The sequence below is a fragment of the Sphaerisporangium sp. B11E5 genome, from assembly GCF_039871875.1.
Lineage (GTDB): Bacteria > Actinomycetota > Actinomycetes > Streptosporangiales > Streptosporangiaceae > Sphaerisporangium.
The window spans coordinates 74809-88882 of sequence record NZ_JBDPMD010000031.1 but is presented as its reverse complement, the minus strand read 5'-3'; the positions used below and the strand labels follow the sequence as shown (position 1 = coordinate 88882).

At 75.1% G+C, this 14074-nt stretch carries 14 protein-coding genes; 7 read left to right on the top strand and 7 right to left on the bottom strand.

The window, feature by feature from the left end; translation table 11 throughout:
• Window positions 1-3 precede the first annotated feature (3 nt).
• Window positions 4-2001 carry a BTAD domain-containing putative transcriptional regulator gene (locus ABGB17_RS25315; protein WP_347633733.1) on the bottom strand — a complete coding sequence of 666 codons (1998 nt, stop codon included), beginning with the start codon at window positions 1999-2001 and terminating at the stop codon, window positions 4-6.
• Between the two features lie 558 nt (window positions 2002-2559).
• On the opposite strand from ABGB17_RS25315, the gene ABGB17_RS25310 reads away from it, so the two are divergent.
• The 3 genes from ABGB17_RS25310 (at window position 2560) to ABGB17_RS25300 (ending at window position 6283) form a co-directional block, all read left to right on the top strand.
• Window positions 2560-4293: an acetyl-CoA carboxylase carboxyltransferase subunit alpha/beta gene (locus ABGB17_RS25310; RefSeq protein ID WP_347633731.1), complete on the top strand. Its 1734-nt coding sequence runs from the start codon at window positions 2560-2562 to the stop codon at window positions 4291-4293.
• Window positions 4290-4769: an acetyl-CoA carboxylase biotin carboxyl carrier protein gene (gene accB, locus ABGB17_RS25305; RefSeq protein ID WP_347633729.1), complete on the top strand. Its 480-nt coding sequence runs from the start codon at window positions 4290-4292 to the stop codon at window positions 4767-4769. Before ABGB17_RS25310 ends, accB begins: the two co-directional genes overlap by 4 nt.
• A gap of 155 nt (window positions 4770-4924) precedes the next feature.
• Window positions 4925-6283 (top strand): biotin carboxylase N-terminal domain-containing protein, encoded by a 1359-nt coding sequence (locus tag ABGB17_RS25300; RefSeq protein WP_347633727.1) that lies wholly within the window; start codon window positions 4925-4927, stop codon window positions 6281-6283.
• Between the two features lie 21 nt (window positions 6284-6304).
• Here ABGB17_RS25300 and ABGB17_RS25295 read toward each other — a convergent pair whose 3' ends face one another.
• Window positions 6305-6760 carry an ATP-binding protein gene (locus tag ABGB17_RS25295; protein WP_347633725.1) on the bottom strand — a complete coding sequence of 152 codons (456 nt, stop codon included), beginning with the start codon at window positions 6758-6760 and terminating at the stop codon, window positions 6305-6307.
• Window positions 6761-7341: 581 nt separating this feature from the next.
• On the opposite strand from ABGB17_RS25295, the gene ABGB17_RS25290 reads away from it, so the two are divergent.
• The gene (locus tag ABGB17_RS25290) at window positions 7342-7797 is read left to right on the top strand and encodes a BTAD domain-containing putative transcriptional regulator (protein ID WP_347633723.1); all 456 of its coding nucleotides are present in this window, start codon (window positions 7342-7344) and stop codon (window positions 7795-7797) included.
• Window positions 7798-8261: 464 nt separating this feature from the next.
• Here ABGB17_RS25290 and ABGB17_RS25285 read toward each other — a convergent pair whose 3' ends face one another.
• The 5 genes from ABGB17_RS25285 to ABGB17_RS25265 all read right to left on the bottom strand — a co-directional run bounded on the left by ABGB17_RS25285 (window position 8262) and on the right by ABGB17_RS25265 (window position 11597).
• A complete protein-coding gene (locus ABGB17_RS25285; RefSeq protein ID WP_347633721.1) occupies window positions 8262-8717 on the bottom strand; it encodes a DUF6069 family protein in 456 nt (151 codons plus the stop codon).
• Window positions 8714-8989, bottom strand: coding sequence for a hypothetical protein (locus ABGB17_RS25280; protein WP_347633719.1), 276 nt, complete (start codon window positions 8987-8989; stop codon window positions 8714-8716). Before ABGB17_RS25280 ends, ABGB17_RS25285 begins: the two co-directional genes overlap by 4 nt.
• A gap of 5 nt (window positions 8990-8994) precedes the next feature.
• The gene (locus ABGB17_RS25275; protein ID WP_347633717.1) at window positions 8995-9993 is read right to left on the bottom strand and encodes an RNA polymerase subunit sigma-70; all 999 of its coding nucleotides are present in this window, start codon (window positions 9991-9993) and stop codon (window positions 8995-8997) included.
• Window positions 9994-10085: 92 nt separating this feature from the next.
• Window positions 10086-10670: a TetR/AcrR family transcriptional regulator gene (locus ABGB17_RS25270; RefSeq protein WP_347633715.1), complete on the bottom strand. Its 585-nt coding sequence runs from the start codon at window positions 10668-10670 to the stop codon at window positions 10086-10088.
• A 156-nt stretch (window positions 10671-10826) separates the two neighbouring features.
• Complete coding sequence (locus ABGB17_RS25265; protein ID WP_347633713.1) at window positions 10827-11597, bottom strand: TetR/AcrR family transcriptional regulator; 771 nt, start codon at window positions 11595-11597, stop codon at window positions 10827-10829.
• A 90-nt stretch (window positions 11598-11687) separates the two neighbouring features.
• Here ABGB17_RS25265 and ABGB17_RS25260 point away from each other — a divergent pair, with 90 nt between their 5' ends.
• From ABGB17_RS25260 to ABGB17_RS25250, 3 genes are all read left to right on the top strand, one after another.
• Complete coding sequence (locus tag ABGB17_RS25260; protein WP_347633711.1) at window positions 11688-12026, top strand: PadR family transcriptional regulator; 339 nt, start codon at window positions 11688-11690, stop codon at window positions 12024-12026.
• Complete coding sequence (locus tag ABGB17_RS25255) at window positions 12023-13102, top strand: hypothetical protein (protein ID WP_347633710.1); 1080 nt, start codon at window positions 12023-12025, stop codon at window positions 13100-13102. Before ABGB17_RS25260 ends, ABGB17_RS25255 begins: the two co-directional genes overlap by 4 nt.
• Before the next feature lie 103 nt (window positions 13103-13205).
• Window positions 13206-14072: an alpha/beta hydrolase gene (locus tag ABGB17_RS25250; protein WP_347633709.1), complete on the top strand. Its 867-nt coding sequence runs from the start codon at window positions 13206-13208 to the stop codon at window positions 14070-14072.
• The last annotated feature ends 2 nt before the right edge of the window (window positions 14073-14074 follow it).

Here is a 14074-nt window from a genome sequence, read left to right as displayed (position 1 = left end):
CCTCTAGGGGCCGAGCACGTGCGCGGCCATGCCGTTGACCCGTTCGGCCTCGATCTGCTCGGCGGGCCCGGCCGTCTCCTCCGGGGCGAACATGTCCGGGGCCGGGGTGTCCGGGGCCGTCCTGTCCGGGACGATCAGGGGGCCGGGGCGCGCGGGTATGCGGAGGGCCGGGTCCGGCGCGTCGGCGGGGTCGCGGTGGGCGTCGAGTTCCTCCTCCAGGCACTGGCGGGCGAACAGGCGGATCAGGTCGTGCGCGGTGTAGCGGACCTCGCCGTCGGGGCGGGACTCGGCCTCCAGCAGGAAGCGGGCGGTGAGACGGCCCAGCAGGTGCTCGGCGTGGTCGGGGGCGCAGCCGAGCAGGGCGGCGGTGCGCCTGACGGTGGTGTGGGGGGTGCGCAGCAGGCCGAGCAGGCGGAACAGGCTGCGCTCGGGGTCGGACAGGTGATCGTAGGCGGCGCGGAAGGCGGTGCGGACGTCCAGGTCGTTGACGCCGAGGGTGCTCAGGCGGGTGCGGGGGTCGGCCAGCCGGGTGGCCAGGGACGCCAGGGTGGCGGCGGGCGCGGCGGACAGGCGGGCGGCGGCGGCGCGCAGCGCCAGGGGCAGGCGCCCGCACAGGTGCACGATTTCCTCGGCGGCCCGCGGCTCGGCGTCCACGCGGGACTGGCCGGCGATGCCGGCGAGCAGGCGCAGGCCCTCGGCGGCGCTGAGCGGCCCGAGGCGCACCGTGTGGGCGCCGGCGAAGCCGTGCAGGGCCGAGCGGCTGGTCACGATGACGGCGCAGCCGGGCGAGCCGGGCAGCAGCGGCTGGATCTGCGAGGCGCTGCCGGCGTCGTCCAGCAGGATGAGGACGCGGCGGTCGCTGCACCAGGTGCGGAAGAGCTTGGCGCGTTCGTCGGTGTCGTCGGGGATGTCCTCGGGGGGGACGCCGGCCGCGCGCAGGAACCCGCCGAGCACCTCGCCGGGGCCGGTGGCGCCGAGGGCGGCGAACAACTGGCCGGAGGGGAACGCGGCGCGGGCCCGGTGCGCGGCGTGCACGGCCAGGGCGGTGGCGCCGGCGCCGGGCATGCCGCCGACGCACACCACGCGCACGGCGGTGCCCGAGCCGGTCGCGCCGGTGAGCACGGCGGCGATGCGGTCCTTGGCGTCCTCGCGGCCGGCGAAGTCGGCGATGTCGGCGGGAAGCTGCGCCGGCGCGGGGGCGGGCCGCGGGGCCGGGGCGGCGGGGCGGGGCGCGGGGTCGGGCTGGTCCAGGCCGGGGTTGGCCGACAGCAGGCGCTGCTGCAGGCGGGCCAGGGCGGGGGAGGGCTCCAGGCCGAGCTGCCCGACCAGGATGTGGCGCAGGTTCTGGTACACCTCCAGCGCCTCGCCGCGGCGCCCGGCCTGGTAGAGGGCGGTCATGAGCTTGGCGTAGAAGTCCTCGTTGAGGGGGTGGGTGGCGATGAGCTCCTTCAGCTCGCTGATCAGCTCGCGGTGCCGGCCCAGGCGCAGGTCGGCGTCCAGGCGCAGCTGCAGGGCCCGCAGCCTGCCCTCCTCCAGGCGGGTGATCTGCGCCGACAGCAGCTCACCGGCGGCCAGGTTGGCCAGCGCCGGGCCGCGCCACAGGGCCAGGGCGCCGGACAGGGCCTCGGTGGCGCGGCCGGGGTCGTCGCGCTCCAGGGCGCTCCAGCCGTCGGCGACCAGGCGTTCGAACCGGTAGACGTCGATGGTCTCCGGGGCGGTGGCCAGCAGGTAGCCGTACGGCTTGGTGACGACCGACGCCGGGCCGCCGGTGCCGAGCATCTTGCGTAGCTTGTAGACGTAGGTGTGCAGGGTGGCCAGGGCCGTGGCGGGCGGCCGCTCGCCCCACAGCTCGTCGATCAGCTCACGGGTGGAGACGATCTGGTTGTGCCGCAGCACCAGCATGGCCAGCACGGCGCGGACCTTGGCGGCGCTCGGGGTGAGGTCGCCGTGCTCGCCGGGGCCGTCGAGGACCTGGAGCGAACCCAGCACCCGGAATTCCATGTGATCTCCCATCGGCGGACGTCCGGCCCGGCCACCGTCGTGGGCGCGAGGCACCCGCTGGTGGACTTCTCGAATTTAGATGAACTCCGTTAGCGAGACGTCCGTATAAGTGGCTCATCGGCCTAAAATATCGGGAAAAGCGCTGGTCTGGCCCTGCATCCGGTGAGCTTATGGGAAACTTAGCCCTGAATCCGGGTTCGCCATTACGGAACGACCGTTGCCCCTGCCTGGACGGCTCTGATATGAAATAGCCGCCTATTTCTGAATATGTCCGGCGGTTATTCTGTTCCGCCCCCCGGACCAGCGCGCCTCCAGCGCCGGTCGAGCGGACGACCAGCGCCCCGGCGCACGGTGGCCCGGTACGCCCTTCGCCGCACCCGGCGTCCCGCGTACCTCCGCCACCTGACGGGAGGACCGCCACATGCACCCGCACACCGCCCCGCACCCGGCCCCCCGCACCCACCGGCCCCCGCACCCGGCCGCCCGCCCCGGCCGTCATGCGTGCCCCGTGCCGTACGGCGGGCTTCGCGGCGGGGCGGCCCCGGAACGGAGAGCCGGGTGAGTGCCGGGGCCGCCGCGGGGGCGGAGTGCCGGTGGACGGCGTGTCCGGAGTGCCGGGTGCCGCAGTTCGAGGAACATTTCCGGGAGGCGTCGCGAATCTGCCCGGTGTGCGGGCACAGCGCCCGGCTGGGGGCGCGGGAGCGGCTCGCGGCGCTGGCGGATCCGGGGTCGGTGCACGCGCTGGAGGCGGCGGAGGTGGCGCACGACCCGCTGGGGTTCGCCGACACCCGGCCGTACCCGGAGCGGCTGCGGGCGGCGCGGCAGGACACCGGGCTGGAGGAGGCGGTGCTGTGCGCGGAGGTGACCGTGCACGGGCGGCCGGCGGTGCTGGCGGTCATGGACTTCGCCTTCCTCGGCGGCAGCCTCGGGTGCGCGGTCGGCGAGCGGATCACCGCGGCGGCCGAGCACGCCCTGGCCACCGCCACACCGCTGATCGTCGTGAGCGCCTCCGGCGGGGCCCGCATGCAGGAGGGCGCGCTGGCGCTCATGCAGATGGCCAAGACCAGCCAGGCCATGGCGCAACTGGACGAGGCCGGGCTGCTCACCGTGTCGGTGGTCACCGACCCCACCTACGGCGGGGTCGCCGCGTCGTACGCCACCCTGGCCGACGTCATCGTGGCCGAGGCGGGCGCGCACATGGGCTTCGCCGGGCCCCGCGTCATCGCCGGCACCCTCGGGCAGACGCTGCCCGACGGCTTCCAGACCGCCGAGACCCTGCTGGCCGGCGGCCTGGTGGACGACGTGGTGCGGCGCGGCCAGTTGCGTCCCGTCCTGGCGCGGCTGCTCGGCGCCGCGTCGTGGGCCCGCGACGGCCGCCCGGTGCCCGCCGCGTGGCGCGAGACCCGGCCCGAACTGGTCCGCGACCCCGACCAGGTGCCCGGCGCCGGCGGCGACCCCTGGCAGGCGGTCGCCCTGGCCCGCGACCCCGGCAGGCCCACCACCCTGGACTACGCCGCCTGCCTGCTGGACGACTTCCGGCGGCTGCGCGGCGACCGGGTGGCCGGCGACTGCCCGGCCGTCGTGGCCGGGCTCGGCAGCGCCGACGGGGTGCCGATCATGCTGATCGGGCACCAGAAGGGCCACGACACCCGCGAACTGGTCGCCAGCAACTTCGGCATGGCCACCCCGGCCGGGTTCCGCACGGCCGCGCGGCTGATGACCCTGGCGGGCAAGCTCGGCGTGCCGGTGGTGACGCTGATCGACACCCCCGGCGCGTACGCCGGGGTGGAGGCCGAGGCCGGCGGGCAGGCGCACGCCATCGCCGCCAACCTGCGGCTGATGGCGCGGCTGCCGGTGCCCGTGGTGGCCGTGGTCACCGGCGAGGGCGGCAGCGGCGGCGCCCTGGCCCTCGGGGTCGCCGACCGGGTGCTGGCGCTGAGCAACGCCGTCTACTCGGTGATCAGCCCGGAGGGCTGCGCCGCCATCTTGTGGCGTGACGCCGCCGCCGCCCCGGCCGCCGCCGCCGCGCTGCGCCTCGGCGCCGCAGACCTGCTGCGGCACGGCGTCGTGGACGCGGTGATCCCCGAGCCCGCCGGCGGGGCGCACCACGACCCCGCGCTCACCGGGCGCCTGGTGCGCGCCGCCGTCACCGCCACCCTGCGCGAACTGATCGCCCTGGACCCGGGCGCCCTGCTCGCCGCCCGGCACCGCCGCTACCGCCGGTTCGGCGCGGGCGTCCCCGCGCCGCCGCCCGGCGAGCCGACCGTGAGCAGTGAGAGGAGCCGTGCATGACAGCCGACACCACCCGCGCCGGCGGGCGGACCGGGCCGGACGACGACGACGCCGAGCGGGTGCTCGACTGGGTCGTGCGGCACGCCGCCCGGCTCGGCGAGGCCGGCGCGGTGCCGCTGCGCAGGATCAGGGTGTCCACCGCCGCGCTGGCCGTCGACGTCGAATGGGCCGAGGCCGCCGGCGCGCCACCCGCCCCCGCGCCCGCCGCGCCGTCCGCGGAGGCGGAGCCGCCGGGCACATGGATCCGCTCACCGATGGTCGGCACGTTCTACCGCTCCCGCGAGCCGGGCGCCCCGCCGTTCGTCGAGGTGGGCGACGTGGTGGAGCCCGGCCAGCAGATCGGCATCGTGGAGGCGATGAAGCTGATGAACGCCGTCCAGGCCGAGCAGCGCGGCCGCGTGAGCGAGATCGCCGCACGCGACGGCAGCCCCGTGCAGTACGACGAGCCGCTGCTCGCCCTGGTCCCGGCCGACTGACGGCCGCGGGAGCCGGCGCTGTGTCCCCACCGGGGGATCCGGCCCCGCGGGCGTCGCCGCACGGGACGGCGGCAGGACACGCGCCGGCCGTCCCGAGTAAGCCGCCGGGAGCCCCGCAGCGGGGTTCCCGCCTGGAGTTTGGAGCATGAAGCGCGATGTTCACCACAGTTCTGATCGCCAACCGGGGCGAGATCGCCTTGCGTGTGCTCCGGACCTGCCGCGAGATGGGCGTGCGGGCGGTGGTCGCCCACTCCACGGCCGACCGCGACACCGCGGCGGTGCGCCTGGCCGACGAGAGCGTGCAGATCGGGCCGCCCGCGCCGAGGCGCAGCTACCTCAGCCCCGCCGCGGTGGTCGCCGCGGCGCTGCAGGCCGGGGCGGACGCCGTCCACCCGGGGTACGGGTTCATGTCGGAGAGCGCGCAGTTCGCCGAGATCTGCCAGGCGCACGGCCTGACGCTGATCGGGCCGCCCGCGTCCGTGATCGCCCGGCTGGGCGACAAGGTGTCGGCACGGGAGTTCGCCCTGGCCGCCGGGCTGCCGGTGCTGCCGGGCAGCCCCGGGCCCGCCAGGTGCCCCGCCGAGGCCGCGAAGACCGCCGAGGAGATCGGGTACCCGGTGGTCATCAAGGCCAGCGCCGGCGGCGGGGGCCGCGCCATGAGAGTGGTGCAGGAGCCCGGGGACTTCGCCGCCGCGTTCGCCACCACCCGCCAGGAGGCCATCGCGCTGTTCGGCGACGCCCGGGTGTACGTCGAGAAGTTCCTCGACGCGGCCCGGCACGTGGAGGTGCAGGTGCTGGCCGACGGGCACGGCAACGTGGTGCACCTGGGGGCGCGGGACTGCTCGGTGCAGCGGCGGCGGCAGAAACTCATCGAGGAGACCCCGCCGCCCGGCCTGCCGCCCGGCACCGTGGAACGGCTCGGCGAGCTCACCGTGCGGGCCGCCCGCGCCGCCGGGTACTCCGGCGCGGGGACGTTCGAGTACGTCGTGGACGAGGGCGGCGCGTGCTACTTCATCGAGGTCAACTGCCGGCTCCAGGTCGAGCACCCCATCACCGAGATGGTCACCGGGATCGACCTGGTGCGCGAGCAGTTGCTTGCCGCGGCCGGGCAGCGGCTGGCGTACCGGCAGCAGGACGTGACGGCCGGCGGTGTCGCCATCGAGTGCCGGGTCAACGCCGAGGACCCCGCCCGGGGGTTCCTGCCGACACCCGGGGTGCTGGAGGAGTTCGTGCCGCCCGGCGGGCCGTTCACCCGGGTGGACACCCACGCCGTCCCCGGGCTGGTGATCACCGCCGACTACGACTCGCTGATCGCCAAGGTCTGCGTGTGGGGGCCCACCCGGGCCCAGGCCATCGCGCGGGCGCAGCGTGCCCTTGAGGAGTTCACCGTCACCGGCCCCGGGGTGCGCACCAACCTGGCGTTCCTGCGGGAGGTACTGGCCCACCCGCTGTTCCGGTACGCCAAGCACACCACCACGATGGTGGACCAGATGATGTCCACCCCGGTGAGCTGAGCTGAGCGCCCGCCCCGCGGGTCACAGGGCCGGGTCGCCCGGGCCGGTCGGCGGCCCGGCGGGGTGCTCGGGGAAGAGTGGGTCGCCGTGCAGGGCCTGGCGCAGCAGGACCGAGGAGCCGCCGGCGTGGCGGATGATGCGCACCTCGTCGCACAACTGCCGCATCAGCCACAGCCCTCGGCCGCGCAGCCGGTTCAGTCCCGGGTCGCCGGCGTCGGCGTGCGCGGGCACCAGACGGCCCGCGAAGTCGCGGATCTCGACCGTGACGGACGTGTCGTCCCGCCAGGCGCGCACGTGGCCGTTGCCCTCGGCGTGATCGAGCACGTTGGCCGCAGCCTCGTTGACCGCCAGCACCAGGTCCTGCAGGCGCACACCGTCCAGACCCGCCTCGGCGGCGTAGTCGCGGATCCAGCCTCGCAGGGCGCTCAGATCATCGGTGATCGGCCACTCCGCGGACGTGGACCCCCTGCCCTCCACCGGCACCCCTCCCACGCTGAATCTTCGTCCGTCCGGCGAGCGTCCGTCACAGCGACGACCATAACGCCTGCCGCCCCCGCGCACCGCGCGGGCCACCACATCCCGCGGCCCCCTCCCTTCGAAGCGGACCCCCGCCCCGGATCGCCGGAAGATCCCGCACCGCCCGTCCCGGTCCGCCATGCCCCGTCAGACACGGCATCACACGTTCTCCCCACCGGCCACGTGACCCCGCGCGGCTAGAGGGCAACGAAAGGCGCCGATCACAAGGGAAAGCCATGCGCGCCGCGATCCTAGGACCGCCACACCTGACGACCACTGCGCGTGACGACCACGCCACCCACGGCGCCCCCACAGGACACATCTCCTCACGGCGGCGCTGCCCCCCACAGCGCGGACACCCACAGCGCGGACACGGCACGGCCCTTCGCGGCGAGGTGGAGATCACCGGGGCTCGGCTCAGGGCGCTGCTGATCCGCCTGGCGCCGGCCCGGCCGTCTTGTCCCCGCCACCCGGCTGATCGACGACCTGACGCCGGTAGTCCCGCCGGTGGTGAGAAGAACACCGGCATTCCTTCTGGTGAGGTGGACGCGCTGGTGGCCGAGCTGGAGGGGCCGGCCGCGGCCCACCCGGTCAGGGAGCCGTTCCACGCGTGGCTCGTGCCGGCGTTGTGCGCGGCCGGGCGGCGTGCCGACGTCTTCGACGCTTATGAACGTGTACGCCACGCTCTGGCCGATCGGCTGGGCCTCGACCCCGGGCCCGGACTCCGCGAGGCCCATCTGATCGCCCTCGGCCCACCCGGGGGTCTGGAGCCTTCAGCGCCGCTGGAGCGCCGCACCGTCACCGGTCCAGTGATGCTTCAGCATGAGCAGAGCCCCGGGCCGACCGCGGCACGAGGGGCGCACCACTCCGCGTCCAGCATGGCTCCAGAGGGCCTCCATCGGGGGCGGGGAAACGTGCCGGTGCCGCTGACCGGGCTGGTGGGACGGCAGGAGCACCTGGCGCGGTTCGCCGGACTGCGGCCGGAGGAAGGCTGGTAACGCGGGCAAGACCCGGCCGGCGGTGGAGATCGCGGGCGGTGGGCGGCGCCGGACGGTGGGCAACGGGCAGGTGGCGGACGCCGTGCTGGGGGTGCTGGCGGCCGGTGACCCCGCACGGGCGGCCCTGCCATCGGCGGTGCCGCGGCCCCGTGCGGCGTCCCCGCCGGCGGTCACGAGGAGGTCGCCACCCTGGCCCGCCGCTGCGCCGGTCGCCACCCTGGCCCGCCGCTGCGCCGCCCGACTCGGCGACGACCGCTACACCATCCGCTACCACCGCGGCTTCCCCCTCCGCCGCCCACCGATTCCCCCCTCCTGCCCGGTCCCTGAGCCGCCGGCTCCTCGTCCGGGCGGCGGAAGCTACCCCATCCCGCAAGGTTCTGTGCTTCTTGGGATGGAGGGGGCAGCACCGGGGGCACGTTGCTCGCGTATGCCTGAGGGCCGCATGTTGTGCTGTTGCGGGGATCTCAATCGGTCCGGGTGCGGAGGTTCCGTGCCAGGGTGGGGATCATCAGCGTCGCGGGGATGAGGTGGAGCCCGAGGAGGGCGGTGGTGGTGGCGGTGTTCGCCCCGGAGAGGAGGGGTGGGGCCAACGAGATGGCGGTCAGTGACACCGCTGTCCACACGAAGCGTTCGGCGGGGCGGGCGCTCCAGCGTAGAAGAGCGGCGGCGATGGCGGTGCCCACGATCGAGAAGAAGCCGGTCACCACGGTGAAACCGGGCAGCGGGATCGTCTCGCCGCCGTCGGGGATCTCGAAGTCGACGCCGGCGGCCTGGGCGAGCGCGGCGGCGAGGGTGGTGGCCGCCATCGCCGCGAGCGTGGCGACGAGGCCGGTGCCGGCGAGCCTGCGGAGCCGGGGGGTGCGGCGGGTCTGGCCCGATGCCGGGGCTGCGACGACCCCGGTGTCGTTCATGCTGGTCATGGCGTTCCTCCATCTTCCGGTACCCGGCGTACGGGGTGTGCTGGTCCTGGGGTGATGATGCGCACCTTGGCTGTGCGGCGGCCGGGGTTGCGCAGGGCGCGGACGCCGGTGCCGCGGAGCCAGAAGGCGGCGTCGCGGCCGAGGATGGGCCCGGGCTCGCCGTCGCGCAGCTCCAGTTGCACCCGCCCGCGGGTGACGACGCCGAACGCTTCGCACCACTGCGCCGCGACCACCGCGACACGCGCGCCGCCGCGCAGCGCGAGCGTCCGCACCGGGACTACTCCGTGCCGTCCGCCGGCAGGCGCTCCGGCAGCCCGAGCCGCGGGAACCGGTCGTCGTGGAAGGTGACGATCTCGGTGATCGCCCCGCCGGTGACGCGCAGGACGTCGATCGTCAGCGGCAGGTACGCGCCCTCCTGCTCCCGCCAGAGGTAGAAGGCGACGGCGGGCTGCCGGTTCACGCAGGTGGGGACGGCGCGCAGGTTCTTCATGCCCTCGAAGCCGCTCTCGACCCAGTCGTTCACCACCGCGTCGCGGCCGACGTACAGGCCGGGTGTGGGGGGCATCGAGCAGCGGACGTCGTCCCGCAGCAGTGCGGCGATGCCGCCGATGTCGGTGGCCACGCTGGCGTCGGTGTAGCGGCGCACCAGTTCGCGTGTCCCGGCGTCCTGCTCGCCGCCGGTCCAGTCCTGCCGCTCGGCGGGCAGGTGTTCCCGCATGCCGGCGCGGGCCCGCTGCAGCGCGCTGTTGACGGAGTTGACCGAGTCCCCGAGAAGTTCCGCGACGTCCTTGGCCGGCCAGCCGAGCACGTCCCGCAGGATCAGCACGGCCCGCGGGCGCGGCGCGAGGTGCTGGACCGCGACCAGGTACGCCAGCTCGATCGTCTCCCGCGCGACGGCGACGGCCTCCGGCTCGTCCGCGTCGCCCGCGGGCAGCTCGTCCAGCAGCCGGTCCGGGTAGGGCTGCAGCCACAGCACCTCGCCGCCGGTCGCGGGCTCCGGGCGGCACTTGGCGAGCAGGTCCAGGCAGGCGTTGGTGGCGATCCGGTACAGCCAGGCCCGGAACGTCGACCGCCCCTCGAAGGTCTCCCGCCGCCGCCAGGCACGCAGGAACGTCTCCTGCACGGTGTCCTCGGCGTCCTCGAACGACCCGAGCATCCGGTAGCAGTGCACGTGCAGCTCCCGCCGGTGCCGTTCCGCCAGCCCTGTGAACGCCGGTTCGTCGACCTCGCCCAGTCCGCTCACGCCCAGCTCCTCCGGCCGCGTGTCCGTCCTCATCACGTCATCCTTCCGCCTCGTCGTTCCCGTCGTATGTGTGACGGGTGCGGGCGCGACAACTCATCACCAGGGCCGGCCGGCGTGCTCGGCTTCTACGGGGTTTCGCCGTCCGATCGGCGCGCTGGCGGTGGCTCGGCGGGGGCTCCGGCGTGCAGGCCGTCGAGGACGATGTCGAGCAGGCGTCCGGCGCGGGCGGGGGCGGTGCGCCACAGGAAGCCCGTGAGAAGCAGCACGTCGCCGGGGGTGATGCCGGGGCGGATGACGCCGGCTCGTTCGCAGGCCTCCAGCAGCGTCGCGAGGGCACCGGTCAGGGGGTCGCCGGTGGGGGCGTCGCCGGTGGCGCCGCGCAGGGCGTCGGCCAGGCCGCGCCGGACGCGGCCGTAGTGCGCCAGGCGGTCCAGCCACACCCGCAGCGCTTCCAGTGGTGGGTACGCGGCGAGCAGGACCGCCGCCAGGCCGGCGAGATGTTCGACGTCGTGGCGGTAGACGGCGAGCACCAGTGACTCCCGGGTGGGGAAGTGCCGGTACAGGGTGCCGGGGCCGACGCCGGCCTTCTTGGCGATCGAGTTGAGTGAGGCGTCGGCTGAGGCGGTGAGGGCGTCGCGCGCCACCTCCAGGATCCGGTCGCGGTTGCGACGCGCGACGGCACGCAGGGGTTCGGGCCGCTGGGAGCTCATGTCGCCCCGCCTTTCCCGGCGAGGGCTCTCCCGGCGGCGGCGTGCCGCGGGACGACGTCTCCGGTCTCGCCGGCCCCCCTGGCGGAGAGTCTGCGGCACAGTAGAGCACAACATGAGCGACGCTCGGTACCCGTGCGTCATGCCGGCGGTACGGCGTCAGGTGGCGCGGGAGCGGACCAGGGACTCGATGCCGTCCAGGATGCGCTGCAGGCCGAACTCGAAGGAGTGGGCGGGGGCGTAGGCGGCGTTGTGGGTCTCGCCGGCGGTGGTGCCGACGCGGGCCGCCAGGGGGTAGCGGGAGGCGTCCATGATGGCGGCCAGGTAGGGGGAGTGGGCGTTCCACCACTGCTCGTCGGTCATGCCGGTGTGCTGGACGGCCTGGGCGGCCTCCACGGCGCCGCGGGCCGCGCCCTGGACGTAGCCGCCGACCAGGGTGACCACCGAGTCCATCTCCAGGTCGGTGAGGCCGATGCCGTCGACCGCCCGCAGTTCGTACTCGTAGGCGTCGGCCACGTTGGGGCCGAGGGGCGGGCGGCTGGTGGCGATGTAGAGCATCCACGGGTGCCGCTGGTACAGGGCCCAGCGTTCGCGGGCGATGAACTCCAGGGCGGCCCGCCAGCCGCCCTCGATGACGGCGGGGCGCTCGCACTCGCCGATGACGGTGTCGAGCATCACGTCCAGCAGCTCGGCCTTGCCGGGCACGTAGGTGTACAGCGACATGGTGCCGACGCCGAGATGCTCGGCGACGCGGCGCATCGACAGGGCGGCCAGGCCGTCGGCGTCGGCGACCTCGATGGCGGCCCGCACGATGGCCTCGACACTGAGGTCGGGGCGGCCCTTGCCCTTCCTGCCGGACTTCTCGCGGGTGCGCCACAGCAGGGCGAGGCTGCGCGCGGGGTCGCCCGCACCGGTGAACTCGGTGGCCATCGCCTGCGATCCTATCGCCGCCCCGCCGTCACGGCCGCACCCCATGGCGGGGGATACCTCATATCTTGTTCGCCGATATATAGTGGCGGCATGAGCACACGGGCGATGACCGAGCCCGCGTTCCTGGTGCTGACCGCGCTGGCGGACCTGCCGCGGCACGGGTACGGGATCGTGGCCGAGGTGGACAGGCTGTCGGGCGGCGGCGTACGGCTGAAGGTGGGCACCCTGTACGGCGTGCTGGACCGGCTGGCCGGGGACGGGCTGGTCGAGCTGGACCGCGAGGAGGCCTGGCAGGGGCGGCTGCGGCGCTACTACCGGCTCACCGACGCCGGGGCCCGCGCCCTGGAGGCCGAGGCCGCCCGGCTGGCCGCCAACGTCGCCGGCGCCAGGGAGCGCCTGCGCCTGCGGCACCAGGGAGGCACGGCGTGAGCCTGCTGGAGGACCGGTACCGGTTCGTGCTGCGCCTGCTGCTGCCCGCCTCCTACCGCGCCGGACGCGAGGAGGAGATGGTCGCCGCCTTCCTGGACGGCGCGGGTGAGCTGTCCGACCGGGACAACCCGCGTCCCCGCGCGTCCGAGGTCGCCAGCGTGGCGGCCCTGGCGGTCCGCGTGCGCCTGGGAAGCACCCCGGCCCTGCCGCGGTACCACGTCCTCGGGCGGGCGATGCGCCTGGCGGCCGTGCTCGGCCTGGCCTTCCACGCCACGCTGGGCGGCGTGTGGTTCGCCGGCTTCCTCAACGCTTACGGCCTTCGCGACCGGCTCGGTGTCGACGTGCCCGGCGCCCTCGGCGCCGCGGCGTACGGCGACCCCGGATCGGCCGCGCGGCTGCTGGACGTCGCGCAGGGCTTCACCGGCCTGCTCGGCGCCGCGGCCTTCGCCGCGCTGATCCTCGGCCGGGCGGGCACGGCCAAGGTGCTGGCCGTGCTGTCCCTGGTGGCGCTGTACGCCGGGACCGCGCGGACACCGGGCCTCACCGCCGGCGAGGCCGCCATGATCGTGTTGTCGCACACTCTGGTGCCGGCCCTGCCGGTGCTCGCCCTGCTGGCCGGGTTCCACCGCGACGCCCCCGCGCCGCGCCGCCCCGCCTGGCTCGCCGTCCTGCCCCTGGCGGCCGCGGTCCCGCTGTACACCCTGCTCAGCCTGCTGAACGGCCGCGCCGCCGTCGCCGGGGCCGTGGAGCGCTGGGCCTGGACCTGGCCCTGGATGGACGAGACCGGCCTGGCCTGCCTGGCCCTGCTCGCCGCCACCGCCTACGCCCTCACCCGCTCCCGGCCGGCCTCCGTCCTGCCGCCGGCGCTGGTCCTGCTGATCGTGCCGGTGGCCCTGGCCAGGGCCGTGGCCCTCACCGGGCCGTCGGCGGGGGTGGACGCCGTCGCGCTGACCTGGGCCGTGCAACTGTGCGGCCTGCTGGCCTGCGGGGCGGCGCTGCTGGTCCGGGCGATCCGGGCGTTGCCGCCCCGCGAGCCCGTGGCCGTCCCGGGTGAGGAGACCGCCGCGGGACGGTGACCGCACCCGGGACCGGCCCTGACCTGGGGTTCCGCCGGAAGCACTTGGCCTAGGGTCGGAAGTGCGGGCGTGGGGCTCGCGGCGAGCGGAACGGAGGGCGGTCATGGTTCCGGTACGTCACCTCACCACCGACGTCGGCGGCTTGAGCGTGTTCCATCGGGAGGCCGGGCCGCGGGAGGCGCCCGTCGTGGTGCTGCTGCACGGCTTCCCCACCAGTTCGCACATGTTCCGGCACCTGCTCCCGGCGCTCGCCGACCGGTACCGGGTCGTCGCGCCCGATCACATCGGCTTCGGGCACAGCGCGATGCCGCCGGTGGAGGAGTTCGGCTACACCTTCGACTCCCTCACCGACGTCACCGCGGGGCTGCTGGACCACCTGGGGGTGGGCCGGTACGCCATGTACGTCCACGACTACGGCGCCCCCATCGGGTGGCGCCTGGCGGTTCGGGCACCGGACCGGGTGGCGGCGATCGTCACGCAGAACGGGAACGGCTACACCGAGGGCTTCGTCGACTCCTTCTGGGACGGGCTGTTCGCCTACGCCGAAGCCCCGGGGCCCGCCACCGAACCGCCGGTGCGGGCGGCCCTGACGCCGGAGGCGGTGCGGTGGCAGTACCTCACCGGCGAGCCGGACCCGGCGCTGGTCAGCCCGGACGCCTGGCTGCACGACACGGCGCTGCTCGGCCGCCCCGGCAACGACCTGATCCAGCTCGCGCTGTTCCGCGACTACCCGTCCAACGTGGAGCTGTACCCGAGGCTGCACGAGTACCTGCGGGCGTCCCAGGTGCCCCTGCTCGCCGTATGGGGCGCGAACGACCCGATCTTCGCGCCCGAGGGGGCCCTGGCGTTCCGGCGGGACCTGCCGGACGCCGAGGTGCGCCTGCTCTCGTCCGGGCACTTCGCGCTGGAGAGCCGTCTGGACGCGGTCACCGGCTACGTCCGGGGGTTCCTCGGGCGTGTGCTCGGGTGAGG

Excerpts from the sequence above, each read along its gene's own strand:
- ABGB17_RS25315 (WP_347633733.1), bottom strand. The coding sequence starts at position 2,001 with ATGGAATTCCGGGTGCTGGGTTCGCTCCAGGTCCTCGACGGCCCCGGC.
- accB (WP_347633729.1), top strand. The coding sequence starts at position 4,290 with ATGACAGCCGACACCACCCGCGCCGGCGGGCGGACCGGGCCGGACGAC.
- ABGB17_RS25300 (WP_347633727.1), top strand. The coding sequence starts at position 4,925 with ATGTTCACCACAGTTCTGATCGCCAACCGGGGCGAGATCGCCTTGCGT.
- ABGB17_RS25285 (WP_347633721.1), bottom strand. The coding sequence starts at position 8,717 with ATGACCAGCATGAACGACACCGGGGTCGTCGCAGCCCCGGCATCGGGC.
- ABGB17_RS25275 (WP_347633717.1), bottom strand. The coding sequence starts at position 9,993 with ATGAGGACGGACACGCGGCCGGAGGAGCTGGGCGTGAGCGGACTGGGC.
- ABGB17_RS25270 (WP_347633715.1), bottom strand. The coding sequence starts at position 10,670 with ATGAGCTCCCAGCGGCCCGAACCCCTGCGTGCCGTCGCGCGTCGCAAC.
- ABGB17_RS25265 (WP_347633713.1), bottom strand. The coding sequence starts at position 11,597 with ATGGCCACCGAGTTCACCGGTGCGGGCGACCCCGCGCGCAGCCTCGCC.
- ABGB17_RS25260 (WP_347633711.1), top strand. The coding sequence starts at position 11,688 with ATGAGCACACGGGCGATGACCGAGCCCGCGTTCCTGGTGCTGACCGCG.
- ABGB17_RS25250 (WP_347633709.1), top strand. The coding sequence starts at position 13,206 with ATGGTTCCGGTACGTCACCTCACCACCGACGTCGGCGGCTTGAGCGTG.